The sequence below is a fragment of the Klebsiella sp. Shm-1 genome, assembly GCF_040804525.1.
Lineage (GTDB): Bacteria > Pseudomonadota > Gammaproteobacteria > Enterobacterales > Enterobacteriaceae > Klebsiella > Klebsiella pneumoniae.
In genome coordinates this window covers 4,182,961-4,203,464 of the sequence record NZ_CP161823.1, presented here as the reverse complement: position 1 = coordinate 4,203,464, position 20,504 = coordinate 4,182,961, and the positions used below count along the sequence as shown (strand labels likewise).

Here is a 20,504-nt window from a genome sequence, read left to right as displayed (position 1 = left end):
CCGTTTTTGATTCAGGATTCGCTCACCACCACGGTGCCGATTTCCGGGTGACTGAAGCTGGCGATTTTATCCAGGCGCAGCTCGCGGACGTTGCCGGCGAGTTCGACCACCAGATACTCGATATTTTTTCGCGAGATAAGATCGCTGGCCTTTGCCTGCAGCTGTTCGCCATCCTTCAGCGCCAGCGTTAGCACCAGGTGATGCTGGCAGGCCAGCTCCAGGTTGTCGTAATCATCGCAGTTAATGGGTTGATAAGTATCATTCATTGACATAATCGCTCACCAGTAAGTTTGCTGCCGCATAAGCGGCCTTTTCCCTGACTGACTCCGAAAGGGCCTCATCCGCCGCAATCTCATTCAATACTTTCAACACGCAACCCAGCGCATCCGGGATATACCCTAAGTCTCCGCTGGCTATTTCCGCATACCGCTTGCGTATTAACTCACAATAGTGGTCCACATGCCCTCCTGTCAGCGTTCTGACTCAACCGTGGGATGCAAGTTTAAGCCTACGAAGATAAACTCTGTTTAGCAAGGGAACTATATCATAGTCATTTAAGCAATTTCAGCAGGATGAAACAGGTTGCTGCGATTGACGACAGCCTTTTGCCGCCAGTTTCGCTACAATGTACGCCATTCTTTTCAGGAGTTTATTCATGGCGCTGAAAGCGACAATATATAAAGCTGCGGTAAATGTAGCCGATCTGGATCGCAACCAGTTTCTGGATGCTAACCTGACGCTGGCTCAGCATCCGTCAGAAACCCAGGAGCGCATGATGCTGCGCCTGCTGGCATGGATCAAATATGCCGATGAACGGCTACAGTTTACCCGCGGTCTGTCGTCGGATGACGAGCCGGAGCTGTGGCTGCTTAACGATCATCTCGGGGTCGATCTGTGGATCGAACTGGGTCTGCCGGATGAGCGGCGGATTAAGAAAGCCTGCTCACGGGCGCAGGCGGTGGCGCTGTTTGCCTATAATAGCCGGGCAGCTGAAATCTGGTGGCAGCAGAATCAGAGCAAGCTTGCGGCGTACCCGAAGCTGACCATCTGGTATCTTGATGATGCGCAACTGGCACTGCTTAGCGCCTTTGCCGACCGTACCATGACGCTGCAGGCCACTCTGCAGGAGGGCAGTATCTGGTTATCCGACGCTCGGAATAATCTGGAAATTCAGCTTACCGCCTGGCAAGCGTCGGCATGATTACTATTAGCCGCAGCGTAGCCCTTGCCGACGACGAAATCGTCTTGTCAGGCATTCGCGCCCAGGGAGCAGGGGGGCAGCATGTAAACAAAGCGTCGACGGCGATCCATCTGCGCTTTGATATTAAAGCTTCAAGCCTGCCGGAGTTTTATAAAGAGCGCCTGCTCGCCGCCAGCCACCACTTAATTTCTGCTGACGGTGTGGTTATCATTAAGGCTCAGGAATACCGCAGCCAGGAGATGAACCGTGAAGCGGCGATCGCCCGGCTGGTGGCCCTTATTAAAGAATTAACCGCAGTGCAAAAAAGTCGCCGGGAGACGCGACCGACTCGGGCATCGAAAGAGCGACGCCTTGCTTCCAAGGCACAGAAGTCCTCAGTCAAGGCGCTGCGTGGGAAAGTTCGCCAGTGAAAGCGTCGGCGAACGGGTGAAATGGATGATAAGGAAAGCAAAGTGAAGAAAATCGTATTCTCCGTGATAGCGGCCTGTTCGCTGTTCGCGCTGTTTGGTTGTAACCATCGCGCCGAGACTGACACGGTCCAGCCAGCGGCGATGGAAGAGCTCAAGCCGATGCAGCAAAGCTGGCGAGGCGTGCTGCCTTGCGCGGATTGCGAAGGTATCGACACCTCGCTGTTCCTGGAAAAAGACGGGACCTGGGTGATGAATGAGCACTACCAGGGCGCCCGTCGTGAGCCGTCATCCTTTGCCTCGTACGGCACCTGGGCACGTACCGCGGATAAGCTGGTGCTGACCAACAGCAAGGGCGAGAAATCTTACTTTCGCGCGAAAGGCGACAAGCTGGAGATGCTCGACCGCAACGGAAGCCCCATTCAGTCTCCTCTCAACTATACCCTGGAGCCAGTGAAGGCCAGCCTGCCGACGACGCCGATGGCGATGCGCGGCATGTATTTCTATATGGCCGATGCGGCAACCTTTACCGATTGCGCGACCGGTAAACGCGTCGCGGTGGCGAACAATGCCCAGCTTGAACGGGATTATGCCGCCGCGCGCGGGACCGATACTCGCCCGGTACTGCTGGTGGTAGAAGGGCACTTTACTCTCGAAGCGAACCCGGATACCGGCGAGATGATGAAAACGCTGATGACGGATCAAGCCGGCAAATTTATTCCCGGTAAAGACTGCAGCCATTGATTGTCAGGCCCCTGTCCGGGTAACGGGCAGGGGATGATCCCGCGCAGTACCACCTACCTCCTCCTGTTATTAGCCCTGTCACATCAAGAGTGAGCGTGGATCTGGCTGGCGGAAAAGCGTCAATCGTTTCTTTACTCCGCACCGTCCTTCGGTTTGTTCAGCCCCACCAGCTTACCGGCCTGAAGATAAACTCCCAGTTTCAAATGCCCGACATACTGGAGCTGCGTTTCGGGTTTAAACGTGGCGACGTCTCCTTCCCGCATGTGCAGCAGATCGGAAGGACTGATCCACGCCGCCTGCGCGAGCGTCAGCGGATGCCCGGCTCGGACAAAGGCCTCGCTGACAAACTCCGAGCAAAACCACGCTTTCTTGTCGCCGCTTGCCGCATCGCCCAGCTGCGCTTTAGCCAGGCCACTGACGCACTGCTGGCGAAAGTCTCGTGAGAAGGGGTTGAGCGAGCAGAGCGGTTTGGTGACCATATAAGGGATAAACTGAATAATGCCGCGATAGTTATACCCGCTGTCTTTGACCTGCCAGGCAAAACTTTTCATCGCCGTCGCCTGGTCCGGCGTCAGGTCAGGCACCCTGAGAGCAAAGAGTTTATCGCTGTGCGCCAGCGCCTGCTGAAGGGTAATCACTTGTACGCCGGCGCCGGTGGCTTCCGCAACCTGACCTTCGCCCACATACAGCGCGACGTGGCTTACGGAAGAGGCGCTGAAGGCGCGGATCCCAAGCGATGTGACGCCCAGGCTGGAGGAGAACAGCAGGTCGCCGGAGCGCAGGTCGCTTTCGGCGATTTCGCGCAGTCCGCTGCCGGCAATCGAGCTTTGACGCTGGAGGGTAACAGCCCAGGATGATGAATGGTCATCGGCAGCAGATGTGGAAGGCGAGCTGCGGCCGACGTCCAGGGTACAGGCGGTAAGCAGGAGCAGGGCAAAAGTCAGCAGTCCGCTGCGGAGGAGATGTGCAGTCATTGGTACTGTCCTTGTAAAAAGGGCCCTGACATCCGTTCAGGGCCCTGAGGTGGGTGTTAGCCTTTTATCGCTTTAACCAGATATTCCACAATATCCCCGGTCTTAATCAGCTGCTTCTCACCGTTGCGACGATACTTGTATTCGATATCATCGTTGTCGAGGTTACGATCGCCCAGCACGATGGTGTGCGGGATACCGATCAGCTCCATATCGGCGAACATCACGCCCGGACGCTCTTTACGATCGTCCATCAGCACTTCAATACCCTGGGCGCTCAGCTCGGCGTACAGTTTCTCCGCCAGCTCCTGCACACGGTAAGACTTGTGCATGTTCATCGGCAGGATCGCCACCTGGAAAGGCGCAATCGCATCCGGCCAGACGATACCGCGATCGTCAAAGTTCTGCTCAATCGCCGCCGCTACCACGCGAGTCACCCCGATACCATAGCAGCCCATGGTCAGGATCTGGTTACGCCCATCTTCGCCCTGGACCGCGGCTTTCATCGCCTCGGAGTACTTCGTCCCCAGCTGGAAGATATGACCCACTTCGATACCGCGCTTAATAAGCAGGGTACCTTTGCCGTCCGGGCTCGGGTCGCCGGCGACGACGTTACGGATGTCGGCCACTTCCGGCGTCGCGACATCGCGGTCCCAGTTGATGCCGAAGTAGTGTTTGCCATCGATGTTGGCGCCAGCGGCGAAATCGCTCATCACTGCTACAGTACGGTCGATAATCACCGGAACCGGCATGTTCACCGGGCCCAGGGAGCCCGGACCGGCGTTCACCAGGGCGCGGATCTCTTCTTCGGTGGCGAAGGTCAGCGGGCTGGCGACCTGCGGCAGTTTTTCCGCTTTCACTTCGTTCAGCTCGTGATCGCCGCGCACCAGCAGGGCAACCAGCGGGGAAGCGCTATCTTCAACCGCTTTCACCAGCAGAGTTTTCACGGTTTTTTCGATCGGCAGGTTGAACTGCTCCACCAGCTCGGCGATGGTTTTGGCGTTCGGCGTATCGACCAGGGTCATCTCCTGGGTGGCGGCTGCGCGCGGCTCTTTCGGCGCAACGGCTTCCGCAAACTCGATGTTTGCCGCGTAGTCGGAGCTGTCGGAGAAGATCACATCGTCTTCGCCGCTCTGCGCCAGCACCTGGAATTCATGAGAGGCGCTGCCGCCGATAGAACCGGTGTCAGCCTGTACCGCGCGGAAATCCAGCCCCATACGGCTGAAGATTTTGCTGTAAGCGGCATACATCGCGTCGTAGGTTTCCTGCAGCGATTCCTGCGAAGTATGGAAAGAGTAGGCATCTTTCATCAGGAATTCACGGGAGCGCATCACCCCGAAACGCGGGCGTACTTCGTCGCGGAATTTGGTCTGGATCTGATAGAAGTTCAGCGGCAGCTGTTTATAGGAGTTCAGCTCGTTGCGGATCAGATCGGTAATGACCTCTTCGTGGGTTGGGCCGAGGACGAACGGACGATCGCCGCGATCGGCAATGCGCAACAGTTCCGGGCCGTACTGCTCCCAGCGCCCGCTCTCCTGCCACAGTTCAGATGGCTGAACGACCGGCATTAACACCTCGATCGCACCGGCGTTGTTCATTTCTTCACGCACGATGTTTTCGACTTTTTTCAGGACGCGCACGCCGGTCGGCAGCCAGGTGTATAACCCGGAGGCCAGCTTGCGGATCATCCCGGCGCGCAGCATCAGCTGATGGCTGATTACCTCGGCGTCGGCAGGTGTCTCCTTCAGAGTGGAGAGCAGATATTGGCTAGTACGCATGTTGTAACGGTTCCAGTTAAACGAGCGGAACAGGCTGGTTGCCCAGCCTGAAACAAAAAAAGTGGTTTAGTTTACCAGCGTGGCAAAGATGCCAAAAGAGAGGAAAATAAAATTAGCGCGCTTCGAGGGCAAAGACTTCAAAACCGGAGGCAGTCACCCGCCAGCGGACGTTGAAATCCAGCAGCCAGACGGCATACGTTTTTCCCGCTTGTTCCTCTTTTCGGTAGGCCGGACGCGGATCCTGCGCCAGCACCTCGCGGATAAACGCTTTGATATGCGGGTAGCGTTTTTCCAGCGTGAGTAACTGTGCGTCTATTTCCGGCGTAAAGCTGACGTTCATACCCGCCAGCGGCGCCTGCTGTGCATAGCTGGCGCTGGCGTCCGGCAGGGCTTCGGCGAAAGGAAGATACGGTTTGATATCAACCACCGGCGTCCCGTCGACGAGATCGAGGCTGCCGAGTTCCAGTATTACCTGATCTTTCTGACAGCGAATGCCCTTGAGCTCAACGAGCGACATGCCGATGGGATTAGGGCGAAACGTTGAACGGGTGGCGAAGACGCCCATCCGCGCATTGCCGCCCAGTCGGGGAGGTCGCACCGTCGGACGCCAACCGCCTTCCATTGTCTGATGAAACACAAACAGGATCCACAGATGGCTGAAACTCTGCAGGCCACGCACGGCGTCGGCCTGGTTATAGGGCGCGACCAGATGGAGTTCTCCGCCGCCGTGTTTCACCAGGCCTGGCTGGCGAGGAACGGCAAACTTCTCTTTATACGGCGAACGGATGACGCCTATTTGCGCGAACTGAAATGCGCTCATTGCGCCGAGACGTTAAGCGCTGAACCCAGGCAAACGGCCTGACGGTAGCAGCCTGGCGTACCGCTGGTCACTTCGCAGCGGTGAAGCAGGACGGCATTAGCTTTCATACGCGCGGCATTAATTTGCAGGCGCTTGCGCGCGGTGGGGATATTCGGCGGAGAATCCTGATTCGAAGCCTGGCAGGACTCGCCAGATACTTCACCCAGATCGCGGAACGGTTTACCAACCAGCTCTGACGCATCGGTGTAAATACGTACTGGGGCCGGGCGGGTGGCGCGCGGTTTGCTCGGCTCAGATTTAACCGGCGGGGTTGCAGTGCTTTGAGCAGGCTCAACGGGAGATCTGCTTAGCATGGAACAACCGCTTAACATGAGTGCTAACAAACAGATCGGTAAAGCACGCATAGTATTTCCTCAATGAATAAAAAACAGGGCGTTATTGAATCAGGTGCTTGCATAAATGACAAGACGGGCGTGAAGCCCGTCCTGAATGATATTACGGTGAGAAAAGATTACCAGCCTTTCACGGCACCGCCGTTAAAGATCTTGTTCGCTGCTTCGTAAACTTCATCGCTCTGGTAAGCCTGAACGAATTTTTTCACATTCTCAGCATCTTTATTGTCTTCACGCGCCACAATCAGGTTCACGTAAGGAGACTCTTTACCTTCAACAAAGATGCCGTCTTTCGCCGGGGTCAGGCCAATCTGGCTGGCGTAAGTGGTGTTGATAACGGCCAGCGCAATCTGCGCATCGTCCAGGGAACGCGGCAGCTGCGGCGCCTCCAGTTCAACAATCTTCAGGTTTTTCGGGTTCTCGACGATGTCCAGCGAGGTCGGCAGCAGGCCTACGCCATCCTTCAGTTTGATCAGGCCCACCTGCTGCAGCAGCAGCAGGGAACGACCGAGGTTAGTCGGATCGTTAGGGACGGCGATCTGGGAGCCCGGCTGCAGTTCGTCCAGCGATTTGATTTTCTTCGAATAACCCGCGATCGGGTAGACGAAGGTATTACCGACAGCCACCAGCTTATAGCCGCGGTCTTTAATCTGCTGATCGAGATACGGTTTATGCTGGAAGGCGTTCACGTCGATATCGCCTTTGCTCAGCGCTTCGTTCGGCAGAACGTAATCGTTGAAGGTCACCAGTTCTACGTCAAGGCCATACTTCTCTTTTGCTACTTTCTGCGCAACTTCAGCGACCTGCTGTTCCGCCCCGACGATAACGCCGACTTTAATATGATTCGGATCTTTTTCATCCTGACCGCAACCCACCAGCGCCAGAGAACCGATTAACGCGCCGACTGCCGCAAAAGTTTTGAAATTAAAGGCCATGTTATTTCCTTCCTGTAAGAATGAGTGTTGTCTGCCAATAACGTTATTTGTGAGTCACAGCCCGGACGATGCGATCGCCAGAGAATTGAATTAAATAAACCAGAACAACCAGCAATACCAGTACGGTATTCATCACGGTGGCGTTATATCCAATATAGCCATACTGATAACCAATCTGACCCAGGCCACCGGCGCCCACCGCGCCGCCCATTGCGGAATAACCCACCAGCGTGATGAGCGTGATGGTGGCGGCGTTGACCAGACCCGGCAATGCTTCAGGTAGCAGGACTTTGCGCACGATCTGCAGCGGCGTGGCGCCCATCGCGCGGGAGGCTTCAATAAGGCCGGTGGGGATTTCCAGCAGGGCGTTCTCCACCATGCGGGCGATAAACGGCGCGGCGCCAACTGTTAATGGCACAATCGCTGCCTGCAGGCCGATAGAGGTACCGACGATCACGCGGGTAAACGGAATCATCCAGACCAGCAGGATAATGAACGGGATGGAGCGGAAAATATTCACCAGCGCCGACAGCGTACGGTACAGTTTGGCATTGGCGACGATTTGCCCCGGACGGGTAACGTACAGCAGCACGCCCACCGGCAGGCCGAGGACAAAACCGAAGAAGCCAGAGACAAAAGTCATTGCCAGCGTTTCCCATACGCCGCGCAACAGCAGCCACATCATTGCCTCAGACATAACCCAATACCTCTACTTTTACATGATGTTCCTGCAGCCAGGCGATGGCCGCCTGAGTGTCTTCCTGTGTACCGTGCATTTCGGTGAGCATGATGCCGAACTTCACCCCGCCGGCATAATCCATCTGCGCGCTGATAATGTTGTTATTCACGTTGAAGCGACGCGCGGTTTCAGAGAGCAGCGGCGCATCGACGGAGTGGCCGGTAAATTCCATGCGCAGCATCGGTACGCTATCCGCTGTGGCGGTAGGTTTCAGGCGCGCCTGATAGTCATCCGGAATATCGAGGTGCAGAGTGGACTGAATAAACTGCTGAGCCAGCGGCGTCTTCGGATGGGAGAAGACTTCGCTCACGGTGTCCTGCTCGATCAGTTGACCATTACTAATGACCGCCACGCAGTCGCAGATACGTTTAACCACGTCCATTTCATGGGTGATCAACAGGATGGTCAGTCCCAGGCGACGGTTAATGTCTTTCAGCAGTTCGAGAATGGAACGGGTAGTGGCCGGATCCAGGGCGCTGGTGGCTTCATCGCACAGCAATACTTTAGGATTGCTGGCCAGCGCGCGGGCAATCGCCACGCGCTGTTTCTGGCCGCCGGAGAGGTTGGCCGGGTAGCTGTCGTGCTTATCACCCAGACCGACAAGATCCAGCAGCTCCGTGACACGGCGTTTGATTTCAGCCTGCGGCGTGTTATCCAGCTCCAGGGGTAATGCCACGTTGCCGAAAACGGTCCGCGAGGCCAACAGGTTAAAATGCTGGAAAATCATGCCAATTTGACGGCGAGCGCGGGTTAGCTCTTTCTCCGACAGGGCAGTCAGTTCCTGACCGTCAACCTGTACGCTGCCCTCGGTCGGGCGCTCCAGCAGGTTCACGCAGCGAATCAGCGTACTTTTACCGGCGCCGGAGGCACCGATGACGCCGTAAATCTGTCCGGCAGGGACATGCAGGCTGACGTTATTCAGCGCCTGAATGCTGCGATTCCCCTGCTGGAATACTTTGGTGATATTGGAAAGTTTAATCATCAGTTATTTATTATCGTTTAGCCGTTTGCCGTGGCATTTTCTTCTGCCGTATCCAGGCGATGCCTGGCAATGAAATGGATGTTAAGGCATCCAGACGTCTAAATCAATCTGACTCTTTATAATGAGCACTTTCTTGCATGCGGAAACATGCGATACTAGCGGCACTAGTCTTTTTCAGGAGCAAACCGGTGGCAAAGTCAGTACCCGCAATTTTTCTCGACCGTGACGGCACTATTAATGTCGATCATGGCTACGTCCACGAAATCGACAATTTTGAATTTATCGATGGCGTCATTGACGCGATGCGCGAACTAAAAGAGATGGGCTACGCGCTGGTGCTGGTCACTAACCAGTCCGGTATTGCCCGCGGTAAATTTACCGAAGCCCAGTTTGAAACGCTGACCGAATGGATGGACTGGTCTCTGGCAGACCGCGGCGTCGACCTCGACGGTATCTACTATTGCCCGCATCACCCGCAGGGTGCGGTTGAGGAGTACCGCCAGACCTGTGATTGTCGTAAACCGCATCCGGGGATGCTGATTTCCGCCCGCGACTATCTGCATATCGATATGGCTGCTTCTTATATGGTAGGGGACAAACTGGAAGATATGCAGGCGGCAGCGGCTGCGGATGTCGGGACTAAAGTACTGGTGCGCACCGGTAAGCCCCTGACTGAAGAAGCGGAAAAAGCGGCGGATTGGGTGCTAAATAGCCTGGCAGAGCTGCCGGCGGCGATTAAAAAGCAGCAAAAATAAGCGTTGCGTTTAAAAGATGAGCGGTTGAAATAAAATTGTATTTTTCCGCTTGTCATTCCCGGAGAGCTCCCTATAATGCGCCTCCATCGACACGGCGGATGTGAATCACTTCACACAAACAGCCAGTTCGGTTGCAGAGAAAAATCCTGAAAAACGGGTTGACTCTGAAAGAGGAAAGCGTAATATACGCCACCTCGCGACAGAGCGCTAAAGCGCGTCGCAACTGCTCTTTAACAATTTATCAGACAATCTGTGTGGGCACTCAAAGTGACATGGATTCTTAACGTCCTCGGACGAAAAATGAATACCAAGTCTCAAGAGTGAACACGTAATTCATTACGAAGTTTAATTCTTTGAGCATCAAACTTAAATTGAAGAGTTTGATCATGGCTCAGATTGAACGCTGGCGGCAGGCCTAACACATGCAAGTCGAGCGGTAGCACAGAGAGCTTGCTCTCGGGTGACGAGCGGCGGACGGGTGAGTAATGTCTGGGAAACTGCCTGATGGAGGGGGATAACTACTGGAAACGGTAGCTAATACCGCATAATGTCGCAAGACCAAAGTGGGGGACCTTCGGGCCTCATGCCATCAGATGTGCCCAGATGGGATTAGCTAGTAGGTGGGGTAACGGCTCACCTAGGCGACGATCCCTAGCTGGTCTGAGAGGATGACCAGCCACACTGGAACTGAGACACGGTCCAGACTCCTACGGGAGGCAGCAGTGGGGAATATTGCACAATGGGCGCAAGCCTGATGCAGCCATGCCGCGTGTGTGAAGAAGGCCTTCGGGTTGTAAAGCACTTTCAGCGGGGAGGAAGGCGATAAGGTTAATAACCTTGTCGATTGACGTTACCCGCAGAAGAAGCACCGGCTAACTCCGTGCCAGCAGCCGCGGTAATACGGAGGGTGCAAGCGTTAATCGGAATTACTGGGCGTAAAGCGCACGCAGGCGGTCTGTCAAGTCGGATGTGAAATCCCCGGGCTCAACCTGGGAACTGCATTCGAAACTGGCAGGCTAGAGTCTTGTAGAGGGGGGTAGAATTCCAGGTGTAGCGGTGAAATGCGTAGAGATCTGGAGGAATACCGGTGGCGAAGGCGGCCCCCTGGACAAAGACTGACGCTCAGGTGCGAAAGCGTGGGGAGCAAACAGGATTAGATACCCTGGTAGTCCACGCCGTAAACGATGTCGATTTGGAGGTTGTGCCCTTGAGGCGTGGCTTCCGGAGCTAACGCGTTAAATCGACCGCCTGGGGAGTACGGCCGCAAGGTTAAAACTCAAATGAATTGACGGGGGCCCGCACAAGCGGTGGAGCATGTGGTTTAATTCGATGCAACGCGAAGAACCTTACCTGGTCTTGACATCCACAGAACTTTCCAGAGATGGATTGGTGCCTTCGGGAACTGTGAGACAGGTGCTGCATGGCTGTCGTCAGCTCGTGTTGTGAAATGTTGGGTTAAGTCCCGCAACGAGCGCAACCCTTATCCTTTGTTGCCAGCGGTCCGGCCGGGAACTCAAAGGAGACTGCCAGTGATAAACTGGAGGAAGGTGGGGATGACGTCAAGTCATCATGGCCCTTACGACCAGGGCTACACACGTGCTACAATGGCATATAAAAGAGAAGCGAGCGACCTCGCGAGAGCAAGCGGACCTCATAAAGTATGTCGTAGTCCGGATTGGAGTCTGCAACTCGACTCCATGAAGTCGGAATCGCTAGTAATCGTAGATCAGAATGCTACGGTGAATACGTTCCCGGGCCTTGTACACACCGCCCGTCACACCATGGGAGTGGGTTGCAAAAGAAGTAGGTAGCTTAACCTTCGGGAGGGCGCTTACCACTTTGTGATTCATGACTGGGGTGAAGTCGTAACAAGGTAACCGTAGGGGAACCTGCGGTTGGATCACCTCCTTACCTTAAAGAACCTGCCTTTGTAGTGCTCACACAGATTGTCTGATGAAAATAGAGCAGTAAGTAATCTCTGCAGGCTTGTAGCTCAGGTGGTTAGAGCGCACCCCTGATAAGGGTGAGGTCGGTGGTTCAAGTCCACTCAGGCCTACCAAATTCGCTCTCGTGCTTTGTTGTGGCAAAGCTCGCATACTTCAGTATGCTTCGCTTCACCACGCCGCGCCCGAAAACGAATTAAGGTTAAAAGAGATTCATTCGATGGGGCTATAGCTCAGCTGGGAGAGCGCCTGCTTTGCACGCAGGAGGTCTGCGGTTCGATCCCGCATAGCTCCACCATCTTTACTGCGAACACAAGAAAACTTCAGAGTGAACCTGAAAAGGTGCACTGCGAAGTTTTGCTCTTTAAAAATCTGGATCAAGCTGAAAATTGAAACGACACACAGTTAATGTGTGTTCGAGTCTCTCAAATTTTCGCAATCAGAAGTGAAACATCTTCGGGTTGTGAGGTTAAGCGACTAAGCGTACACGGTGGATGCCCTGGCAGTCAGAGGCGATGAAGGACGTGCTAATCTGCGAAAAGCGTCGGTAAGGTGATATGAACCGTTATAACCGGCGATGTCCGAATGGGGAAACCCAGTGCAATTCGTTGCACTATCGTTAACTGAATACATAGGTTAACGAGGCGAACCGGGGGAACTGAAACATCTAAGTACCCCGAGGAAAAGAAATCAACCGAGATTCCCCCAGTAGCGGCGAGCGAACGGGGAGCAGCCCAGAGTCTGAATCAGCTTGTGTGTTAGTGGAACGGTCTGGAAAGTCCGACGGTACAGGGTGATAGTCCCGTACACCAAAATGCACAGGTTGTGAACTCGAAGAGTAGGGCGGGACACGTGGTATCCTGTCTGAATATGGGGGGACCATCCTCCAAGGCTAAATACTCCTGACTGACCGATAGTGAACCAGTACCGTGAGGGAAAGGCGAAAAGAACCCCGGCGAGGGGAGTGAAAAAGAACCTGAAACCGTGTACGTACAAGCAGTGGGAGCACCTTCGGGTGTGACTGCGTACCTTTTGTATAATGGGTCAGCGACTTATATTCTGTAGCAAGGTTAACCGTATAGGGGAGCCGCAGGGAAACCGAGTCTTAACTGGGCGTTAAGTTGCAGGGTATAGACCCGAAACCCGGTGATCTAGCCATGGGCAGGTTGAAGGTTGGGTAACACTAACTGGAGGACCGAACCGACTAATGTTGAAAAATTAGCGGATGACTTGTGGCTGGGGGTGAAAGGCCAATCAAACCGGGAGATAGCTGGTTCTCCCCGAAAGCTATTTAGGTAGCGCCTCGTGAATTCATCTTCGGGGGTAGAGCACTGTTTCGGCTAGGGGGTCATCCCGACTTACCAACCCGATGCAAACTACGAATACCGAAGAATGTTATCACGGGAGACACACGGCGGGTGCTAACGTCCGTCGTGAAGAGGGAAACAACCCAGACCGCCAGCTAAGGTCCCAAAGTCATGGTTAAGTGGGAAACGATGTGGGAAGGCACAGACAGCCAGGATGTTGGCTTAGAAGCAGCCATCATTTAAAGAAAGCGTAATAGCTCACTGGTCGAGTCGGCCTGCGCGGAAGATGTAACGGGGCTAAACCATGCACCGAAGCTGCGGCAGCGACACTATGTGTTGTTGGGTAGGGGAGCGTTCTGTAAGCCGCGAAGGTGACCTGTGAGGGTTGCTGGAGGTATCAGAAGTGCGAATGCTGACATAAGTAACGATAAAGCGGGTGAAAAGCCCGCTCGCCGGAAGACCAAGGGTTCCTGTCCAACGTTAATCGGGGCAGGGTGAGTCGACCCCTAAGGCGAGGCCGAAAGGCGTAGTCGATGGGAAACAGGTTAATATTCCTGTACTTGGTGTTACTGCGAAGGGGGGACGGAGAAGGCTATGTTAGCCGGGCGACGGTTGTCCCGGTTTAAGCATGTAGGCTGGTTGTCCAGGCAAATCCGGATAATCAAGGCTGAGGTGTGATGACGAGGCACTACGGTGCTGAAGTAACAAATGCCCTGCTTCCAGGAAAAGCCTCTAAGCATCAGGTAACATTAAATCGTACCCCAAACCGACACAGGTGGTCAGGTAGAGAATACCAAGGCGCTTGAGAGAACTCGGGTGAAGGAACTAGGCAAAATGGTGCCGTAACTTCGGGAGAAGGCACGCTGGTGTGTAGGTGAAGTCCCTGCGGATGGAGCTGAGACCAGTCGAAGATACCAGCTGGCTGCAACTGTTTATTAAAAACACAGCACTGTGCAAACACGAAAGTGGACGTATACGGTGTGACGCCTGCCCGGTGCCGGAAGGTTAATTGATGGGGTTATCCGTAAGGAGAAGCTCTTGATCGAAGCCCCGGTAAACGGCGGCCGTAACTATAACGGTCCTAAGGTAGCGAAATTCCTTGTCGGGTAAGTTCCGACCTGCACGAATGGCGTAATGATGGCCAGGCTGTCTCCACCCGAGACTCAGTGAAATTGAACTCGCTGTGAAGATGCAGTGTACCCGCGGCAAGACGGAAAGACCCCGTGAACCTTTACTATAGCTTGACACTGAACATTGAGCCTTGATGTGTAGGATAGGTGGGAGGCTTTGAAGCGTGGACGCCAGTCTGCGTGGAGCCAACCTTGAAATACCACCCTTTAATGTTTGATGTTCTAACGTTGGCCCCTTACCGGGGTTGCGGACAGTGTCTGGTGGGTAGTTTGACTGGGGCGGTCTCCTCCCAAAGCGTAACGGAGGAGCACGAAGGTTAGCTAATCCTGGTCGGACATCAGGAGGTTAGTGCAATGGCATAAGCTAGCTTGACTGCGAGCGTGACGGCGCGAGCAGGTGCGAAAGCAGGTCATAGTGATCCGGTGGTTCTGAATGGAAGGGCCATCGCTCAACGGATAAAAGGTACTCCGGGGATAACAGGCTGATACCGCCCAAGAGTTCATATCGACGGCGGTGTTTGGCACCTCGATGTCGGCTCATCACATCCTGGGGCTGAAGTAGGTCCCAAGGGTATGGCTGTTCGCCATTTAAAGTGGTACGCGAGCTGGGTTTAGAACGTCGTGAGACAGTTCGGTCCCTATCTGCCGTGGGCGCTGGAGAATTGAGGGGGGCTGCTCCTAGTACGAGAGGACCGGAGTGGACGCATCACTGGTGTTCGGGTTGTCATGCCAATGGCACTGCCCGGTAGCTAAATGCGGAAGAGATAAGTGCTGAAAGCATCTAAGCACGAAACTTGCCCCGAGATGAGTTCTCCCTGAGACTTTAAGTCTCCTGAAGGAACGTTAAAGACGATGACGTTGATAGGCCGGGTGTGTAAGCGCAGCGATGCGTTGAGCTAACCGGTACTAATGAACCGTGAGGCTTAACCTTACAACGCCGAAGATGTTTTGGCGGATTTGAGAAGATTTTCAGCTTAGATTCAGAGTTGAGTACGCAATAATTTGCGCAGCAGCAAGGCGACAAGCGACGGAAAGGAAGGAGCATACATAAGTATGTGACTGACTTTACGAGCGCAGGCAACGCAGCTGATGCGATAAAGAATTGCGTACTGAGCACAAAGAATTTGCCTGGCGGCACTAGCGCGGTGGTCCCACCTGACCCCATGCCGAACTCAGAAGTGAAACGCCGTAGCGCCGATGGTAGTGTGGGGTCTCCCCATGTGAGAGTAGGGAACTGCCAGGCATCAAATTGCAGTAAGCCGGGGTGACAACCGGTGGTAATAAAGCGAAGAAATTCGGTGGAGCGGTAGTTCAGTCGGTTAGAATACCTGCCTGTCACGCAGGGGGTCGCGGGTTCGAGTCCCGTCCGTTCCGCCACTTATTAAGAGCCCTGAGCATTTGCTCAGGGCTTTTTTGTTTGATCTGTTCTCTATTATTGCTAATTCAGCAAAAATCCTCTGCATTAATCGCTCTTTTTCCCCTCCACACCATCAGCCATAATTTCATCCGTTAACCGAAATGAAGAAATAACGAGGAAAATCATGGCAATCCCTGCATTTGGTCTTGGCACCTTCCGTCTGAAAGATGATGTTGTTATCGCATCCGTAAAAACCGCGCTGGAGCTGGGCTATCGTGCTATCGACACCGCGCAAATCTATGACAACGAAGCCGCGGTGGGTCAGGCTATCGCCGAAAGCGGCGTGCCGCGTGATGAGCTGTTCATCACTACCAAAATCTGGATCGAGAACCTGAGCAAAGACAAACTCATCGCCAGCCTGCAAGAAAGTCTGCAGAAGCTGCGCACGGACTATGTTGACCTGACGCTCATCCACTGGCCGGCACCGAACGATGCGGTTGCCGTTGAAGAGTTTATGGCAGCCCTGATGGAAGCGAAGAAGCTGGGTCTGACCCGTCAGATTGGTATCTCCAACTTCACTATTCCACTGATGGAGCGCGCGATTGCCGCCGTTGGCGCTGAAAACATTGCGACCAACCAGATTGAACTCTCGCCGTATCTGCAAAACCGTAAAGTCGTCGACTGGGCACGTGAGCACGGCATCCACATCACCTCTTACATGACGCTGGCTTATGGTAAGGCGCTGAAAGATGAAGTGATTGCCCGTATCGCGGCGAAACATAATGCGACTCCGGCGCAGGTTATCCTGGCATGGGCGATGGGCGAGGGGTACGCGGTGATCCCGTCCTCGACGAAGCGTGATAACCTGGCCAGCAACCTGAAGGCGCTGGATCTGCAGTTGGATGATGAAGATCGACAGGCGATCGCTGCGCTGGATTGCAACGATCGGCTGGTGAGCCCGGAAGGTCTGGCGCCGCAGTGGGATTAATCACTCGCTGCCGGTATGCCGTTCGCCCTGCCGCCCGAGAAGGTATTACGACAGCTCCTTCGGGAGCTGTTTTACGTGGTCGCTCAGAAAATCAATAAATGCCCTGATGCGAGTGCTGACCGCCCGGTCGCTGTAATAGACGGCACTGAAAGGCATTTCCACCGGTAAGCGCTTATCCGCCAGTAGCTCGACAAACTCTCCGCTGGCAATCTCTTTATCCACCATGTAATCCGACAGGCAGGCAATACCGTTGCCGGTCAGGCACAGCTGCTTGAGCGTTTCGCCGCTATTGGATGACACCGCCGCTTCGATCTCTAACAGCTGGCCATCGCAACAGGAGACCGGCCAGGTATTCAGCGATACCGGCTCGGTGAAGCCGAGGCAGTGATGCTGTTTCAGATCGGATGGATGCTGCGGCATACCGTAGCGCGCGACATAGTCGGGCGAGGCGACGATCTTACGATAGCTGGTAAACAGCGGTCGGGCGCGCAGGCTGGAATCCGTTAAGGTCCCGGCCCGAATGGCCACATCCACTTTCCGTTCAATCAGATTGATAAACGTCTCAGACGAGACGAGCGACAGCGTCATTTCCGGGTAGCGCTCGCGAAATGGCTTCACCAGCGGCATGAGAAAATGCAGCATCACCGGCGTCGCGGCATCTACCCGCAGCAGGCCCCGCGGCGTCGTGCGCGTCTCCAGCAGATCGTTCTCTGCCGCCGCCATTTCCTGCAAGACCACCTGCATCCGGCGAAAGTAGCGCTCGCCTTCTTCTGTCAGGCTGAGCTGGCGGGTGGTCCGATTGAGCAGGCTTACGCCTAGCTTTGATTCCAGCTTTTTGACCGCCCGGCTGACGGCGGAGTTGGCCTGTCCGAGCTGCTCGGCCGCCCGGCTGAAACTCCCGCTTTCCACCACCGCCACAAAGATGGCGATCTCCTCTGATGTGGCTCTCATTATTGCACCTATAGCAAAATTCTATTGATACTTTGATAGTTTTTGTTATTTATACAACCCTTCATACTACGTGTCATCTTAATCCTGATGCTACGGAGTAAATTATGCCACTGGCGCTATTTGCCTTAACTATCGGTGCCTTCGCAATTGGCACCACTGAATTTGTGATTGTCGGTCTGGTCCCGACCATCGCCCAGCAACTCTCTATCTCTTTGCCTTCTGCAGGACTGCTGGTCTCTATCTACGCGCTGGGCGTAGCTATCGGCGCTCCGGTGCTGACGGCGTTAACGGGGCGTATGCCGCGTAAACAGCTGCTGCTGGCGTTGATGGTCCTGTTTACGGCGGGTAATGTGCTGGCCTGGCAGGCCCCGGGCTATGAAACGCTGATCCTGGCGCGACTGCTGACCGGCCTGGCGCACGGCGTGTTCTTCTCTATTGGCTCGACAATTGCTACCAGCCTGGTGGCAAAAGAGAAAGCGGCCTCGGCCATTGCCATTATGTTCGGCGGCCTGACGGTCGCGCTGGTGACCGGCGTTCCCTTTGGCACCTTTATTGGCCAGCATTTCGGCTGGCGGGAAACCTTCCTCGCGGTATCGATTCTCGGGGTGATTGCGCTAATCAGCAGTCTGATTCTGGTGCCGAATAATATTCCGGGCCGCGCCAGCGCCAGCCTGCGCGATCAGCTGAAAGTATTAACCCATCCGCGCCTGCTGATGATCTACGCCATTACCGCGCTGGGCTATGGCGGCGTATTTACCGCTTTTACCTTCCTTGCGCCGATGATGCAGGAGCTGGCCGGCTTCAGCCCGTCAGCGGTGAGCTGGATCCTGCTGGGCTATGGTGTCTCGGTGGCTATAGGTAACGTGTGGGGCGGCAAACTGGCCGATAAGCATGGCGCCGTCTCCGCGCTGAAGTTTATCTTCGCCGCGCTGGTGCTACTGCTGCTGGTCTTCCAGCTGACCGCCAGCGTTCACTATGCCGCGCTGGCGACAGTGCTGGTGATGGGCGTTTTCGCCTTCGGCAACGTGCCGGGTCTGCAGGTCTATGTGGTGCAAAAAGCAGAGCAGTATACCCCGGGGGCTGTCGACATCGCTTCCGGCCTGAATATTGCCGCCTTCAATATCGGTATCGCGCTGGGGTCGATCGTCGGCGGACAGACGGTCGAGCGGTACGGTCTGGCGCAGACGCCGTGGATTGGCGCGATGATTGTGCTGGTCGCTTTGCTGTTGGTGGTCCTGAGCGGACGTTTAGATAAATTGCCACGCCGTTCGGCAGCGCTTTCTCCCGAAGGCTAAGGGTTTCTCGCAATTTGCATTGAAAGTGTATGGGAAAATCCCTATAACAGAATAACCAGTCGTCGTCGGGCTGGTTTCTGTTATCGAGGATTAATGCCCAAATTGCGAAAGAACACCTACGCCATGCGCTATGTCGCCGGACAACCTGCGGAGAGAATATTGCCTCCGGGGGCGTTTGCGGGCGTGAGTCCGGTTTATCCCGCCGGTACGCCATTAAGCAGCGATGAGAAGATCCGCGTGCTGGTATGGAATATCTTCAAGCAGCAGCGCGCAGAGTGGCAGTCGGTCCTTAAAAATTTCGGCAAAGATGCGCATTTGGTCCTGTTGCAGGAGGCGCAAACCACCCCAGAACTGGTCCGGTTCGCGACTTCAAACTATCTGGCCGCCGATCAGGTGCCGGCGCTGGTATTGCCGCAGCATCCTTCCGGCGTAATGACGCTGGCCTCCGCGCACCCCATCTATTGCTGTCCGCTGCGCGAGCGCGAGCCTATTTTGCGATTGCCGAAATCGGCGTTAGTGACCGTTTATCCGCTGCCGGATGCGCGGTTGTTGATGGTAGTCAATATCCATGCCGTCAACTTTAGCCTTGGCGTCGACGTCTACAGCAAACAGCTGCTGCCAATTGGCGATCAGATCGCCCATCACAGCGGGCCGGTGATCATGGCCGGCGACTTCAATGCCTGGAGCCGGCCGCGGATGAATGCGCTGTACCGCTTTGCGCGTGAGATGTCGTTACGCGAAGTTCGTTTCTCAGACGATCAGCGCCGCCGCGCGTTTGGTCGTCCCCTCGATTTTGTGTTCTACCGTGGGTTAAGCGTGCACGATGCTTCCGTGCTGGTGACCCGCGCCTCCGACCACAACCCGCTACTAGTCGAATTCAGTCCCGGCAAGCCTGATTAATTTAAGGTTGGTCAGGCCTGCCATGGGGCAGGCCTGCGCATGCATGGTGCTGCCTTTTATTACTCAAAAAAAACCGTAAGGACAAGACAACATGACAACACGCTCTCACCATGACAACGTCGAAAAGCAGTTCGGCTCCCAGGCCAGCGCCTATCTGACCAGCGCCGTACACGCCTCTGGTCGCGATCTGCAGCGGCTGGCGGAACGGCTGGCTGATTTTCCTCAGGCGAAAGTGCTGGATATGGGCTGCGGGGCAGGGCACGCCAGCTTTACCGCGGCGGGACAGGTTGCCGAGGTGACCGCCTATGATTTATCGAGCCAGATGCTGGAGGTCGTTGCCACCGCGGCAAAGGAGAAAGGTTTTAGCAATATCGTGACCCAGCAGGGGTACGCCGAAACGCTGCCGTTCGCTGATGCCAGCTTTGATGTGGTGATTAGCCGCTACTCCGCTCACCACTGGCATGACGTTGGCCAGGCGCTGCGTGAGGTGAAACGTGTTCTCAAGCCGGGCGGGGTGATTATCGTGATGGACGTGATGTCGCCGGGTCATCCGGTACGTGATGTCTGGCTGCAGACGGTGGAAGCCCTGCGCGACACCTCGCATGTGCGTAATTATTCCAGCGGCGAGTGGTTGACGCTGGCGACTGAAGCGGGGCTGGTGGTTAACCAGTTGTTGACCGATCGCCTGCCGCTGGAGTTCAGTTCATGGGTGGCGCGGATGCGTACTCCTGAGCCGCTGGAGGAGGCGATTCGCTTATATCAGCAGAGCGCTTCGGCGGAGGTCAAAGCGTACTTCGAGTTACAGGAGGACGGATCGTTTACCAGCGATACCATTCTGTTCGAAGCGCATAAAGCGGTTTAATTTAGGCAACAAAAAAGGCACCGGGGAAGTCGGTGCCTTTTTGTCGA

General features: G+C 55.1%; 18 protein-coding genes, 3 tRNA genes and 3 rRNA genes. 14 read left to right on the top strand and 10 right to left on the bottom strand.

The window, feature by feature from the left end:
- Positions 1-11 precede the first annotated feature (11 nt).
- Together rof and AB1E37_RS20675 are read right to left on the bottom strand one after the other, a co-directional pair.
- The gene (rof, locus tag AB1E37_RS20680) at positions 12-272 is read right to left on the bottom strand and encodes a Rho-binding antiterminator (RefSeq protein ID WP_002889424.1); all 261 of its coding nucleotides are present in this window, start codon (positions 270-272) and stop codon (positions 12-14) included.
- A complete protein-coding gene (locus AB1E37_RS20675; protein WP_002889429.1) occupies positions 259-459 on the bottom strand; it encodes a YaeP family protein in 201 nt (66 codons plus the stop codon). Before AB1E37_RS20675 ends, rof begins: the two co-directional genes overlap by 14 nt.
- A 196-nt stretch (positions 460-655) precedes the next feature.
- On the opposite strand from AB1E37_RS20675, the gene AB1E37_RS20670 reads away from it, so the two are divergent.
- The 3 genes from AB1E37_RS20670 to nlpE are packed head-to-tail and all read left to right on the top strand — an operon-like array spanning position 656 to position 2,352.
- Positions 656-1,201, top strand: a complete 546-nt coding sequence (locus AB1E37_RS20670) for a YaeQ family protein (protein WP_002889431.1) — start codon at positions 656-658, stop codon at positions 1,199-1,201.
- On the top strand, positions 1,198-1,611 hold the full coding sequence (gene arfB / locus AB1E37_RS20665; RefSeq protein ID WP_002889433.1) for an alternative ribosome rescue aminoacyl-tRNA hydrolase ArfB: 414 nt from the start codon (positions 1,198-1,200) through the stop codon (positions 1,609-1,611). Before AB1E37_RS20670 ends, arfB begins: the two co-directional genes overlap by 4 nt.
- A 42-nt stretch (positions 1,612-1,653) precedes the next feature.
- Positions 1,654-2,352, top strand: coding sequence for an envelope stress response activation lipoprotein NlpE (nlpE, locus tag AB1E37_RS20660; RefSeq protein WP_002889435.1), 699 nt, complete (start codon positions 1,654-1,656; stop codon positions 2,350-2,352).
- Positions 2,353-2,483: 131 nt separating this feature from the next.
- Here the strand turns inward: nlpE and AB1E37_RS20655 are convergent, their stop codons facing one another.
- The 7 genes from AB1E37_RS20655 to metN form a co-directional block, all read right to left on the bottom strand.
- Positions 2,484-3,326 carry a YaeF family permuted papain-like enzyme gene (locus AB1E37_RS20655; RefSeq protein ID WP_004212714.1) on the bottom strand — a complete coding sequence of 281 codons (843 nt, stop codon included), beginning with the start codon at positions 3,324-3,326 and terminating at the stop codon, positions 2,484-2,486.
- Positions 3,327-3,382: 56 nt separating this feature from the next.
- On the bottom strand, positions 3,383-5,101 hold the full coding sequence (gene proS / locus AB1E37_RS20650; RefSeq protein WP_004151928.1) for a proline--tRNA ligase: 1,719 nt from the start codon (positions 5,099-5,101) through the stop codon (positions 3,383-3,385).
- A 112-nt stretch (positions 5,102-5,213) separates the two neighbouring features.
- Entirely contained in the window at positions 5,214-5,921 is a 708-nt protein-coding gene (tsaA, locus tag AB1E37_RS20645) for a tRNA (N6-threonylcarbamoyladenosine(37)-N6)-methyltransferase TrmO (protein ID WP_004222760.1), read from the bottom strand.
- Positions 5,918-6,325, bottom strand: a complete 408-nt coding sequence (gene rcsF, locus AB1E37_RS20640; protein WP_002889443.1) for an Rcs stress response system protein RcsF — start codon at positions 6,323-6,325, stop codon at positions 5,918-5,920. Before rcsF ends, tsaA begins: the two co-directional genes overlap by 4 nt.
- Positions 6,326-6,432: 107 nt before the next feature.
- On the bottom strand, positions 6,433-7,248 hold the full coding sequence (metQ, locus tag AB1E37_RS20635; RefSeq protein ID WP_002889445.1) for a methionine ABC transporter substrate-binding lipoprotein MetQ: 816 nt from the start codon (positions 7,246-7,248) through the stop codon (positions 6,433-6,435).
- A 43-nt stretch (positions 7,249-7,291) separates the two neighbouring features.
- Entirely contained in the window at positions 7,292-7,945 is a 654-nt protein-coding gene (locus tag AB1E37_RS20630; RefSeq protein ID WP_002889448.1) for a methionine ABC transporter permease MetI, read from the bottom strand.
- Positions 7,938-8,969 carry a methionine ABC transporter ATP-binding protein MetN gene (metN, locus tag AB1E37_RS20625; RefSeq protein WP_002889450.1) on the bottom strand — a complete coding sequence of 344 codons (1,032 nt, stop codon included), beginning with the start codon at positions 8,967-8,969 and terminating at the stop codon, positions 7,938-7,940. Before metN ends, AB1E37_RS20630 begins: the two co-directional genes overlap by 8 nt.
- A gap of 188 nt (positions 8,970-9,157) precedes the next feature.
- Here metN and gmhB point away from each other — a divergent pair, with 188 nt between their 5' ends.
- The 8 genes from gmhB (at position 9,158) to dkgB (ending at position 16,449) form a co-directional block, all read left to right on the top strand.
- Complete coding sequence (gene gmhB, locus AB1E37_RS20620) at positions 9,158-9,724, top strand: D-glycero-beta-D-manno-heptose 1,7-bisphosphate 7-phosphatase (protein WP_002889452.1); 567 nt, start codon at positions 9,158-9,160, stop codon at positions 9,722-9,724.
- Positions 9,725-10,092: 368 nt separating this feature from the next.
- A 16S ribosomal RNA gene (locus AB1E37_RS20615) occupies positions 10,093-11,635 on the top strand.
- Between the two features lie 71 nt (positions 11,636-11,706).
- Positions 11,707-11,783 (top strand) — tRNA-Ile (locus AB1E37_RS20610).
- Between the two features lie 106 nt (positions 11,784-11,889).
- Positions 11,890-11,965: transfer RNA gene (locus tag AB1E37_RS20605), tRNA-Ala, on the top strand.
- A 169-nt stretch (positions 11,966-12,134) separates the two neighbouring features.
- Positions 12,135-15,035: ribosomal RNA gene (locus tag AB1E37_RS20600) — 23S ribosomal RNA — on the top strand.
- 196 nt (positions 15,036-15,231) lie between these two features.
- Positions 15,232-15,347: ribosomal RNA gene (gene rrf / locus AB1E37_RS20595) — 5S ribosomal RNA — on the top strand.
- The 16S, 23S and 5S rRNA genes sit together here with 3 tRNA genes alongside, the layout of an rRNA operon.
- Positions 15,348-15,404: 57 nt before the next feature.
- Positions 15,405-15,481, top strand: a tRNA-Asp gene (locus AB1E37_RS20590).
- A 164-nt stretch (positions 15,482-15,645) separates the two neighbouring features.
- The gene (gene dkgB / locus AB1E37_RS20585; RefSeq protein WP_002889598.1) at positions 15,646-16,449 is read left to right on the top strand and encodes a 2,5-didehydrogluconate reductase DkgB; all 804 of its coding nucleotides are present in this window, start codon (positions 15,646-15,648) and stop codon (positions 16,447-16,449) included.
- Positions 16,450-16,494: 45 nt separating this feature from the next.
- Here the strand turns inward: dkgB and yafC are convergent, their stop codons facing one another.
- Positions 16,495-17,400 carry a DNA-binding transcriptional regulator YafC gene (yafC, locus tag AB1E37_RS20580; RefSeq protein WP_002889616.1) on the bottom strand — a complete coding sequence of 302 codons (906 nt, stop codon included), beginning with the start codon at positions 17,398-17,400 and terminating at the stop codon, positions 16,495-16,497.
- A gap of 104 nt (positions 17,401-17,504) precedes the next feature.
- Between yafC and AB1E37_RS20575 the strand changes: the two genes are divergently transcribed.
- The 3 genes from AB1E37_RS20575 (at position 17,505) to AB1E37_RS20565 (ending at position 20,457) form a co-directional block, all read left to right on the top strand.
- On the top strand, positions 17,505-18,695 hold the full coding sequence (locus AB1E37_RS20575) for an MFS transporter (RefSeq protein ID WP_004222765.1): 1,191 nt from the start codon (positions 17,505-17,507) through the stop codon (positions 18,693-18,695).
- A gap of 102 nt (positions 18,696-18,797) precedes the next feature.
- Positions 18,798-19,595, top strand: a complete 798-nt coding sequence (locus AB1E37_RS20570; RefSeq protein WP_002889629.1) for an endonuclease/exonuclease/phosphatase family protein — start codon at positions 18,798-18,800, stop codon at positions 19,593-19,595.
- 91 nt (positions 19,596-19,686) lie between these two features.
- A complete protein-coding gene (locus AB1E37_RS20565; RefSeq protein WP_004222768.1) occupies positions 19,687-20,457 on the top strand; it encodes a class I SAM-dependent methyltransferase in 771 nt (256 codons plus the stop codon).
- The last annotated feature ends 47 nt before the right edge of the window (positions 20,458-20,504 follow it).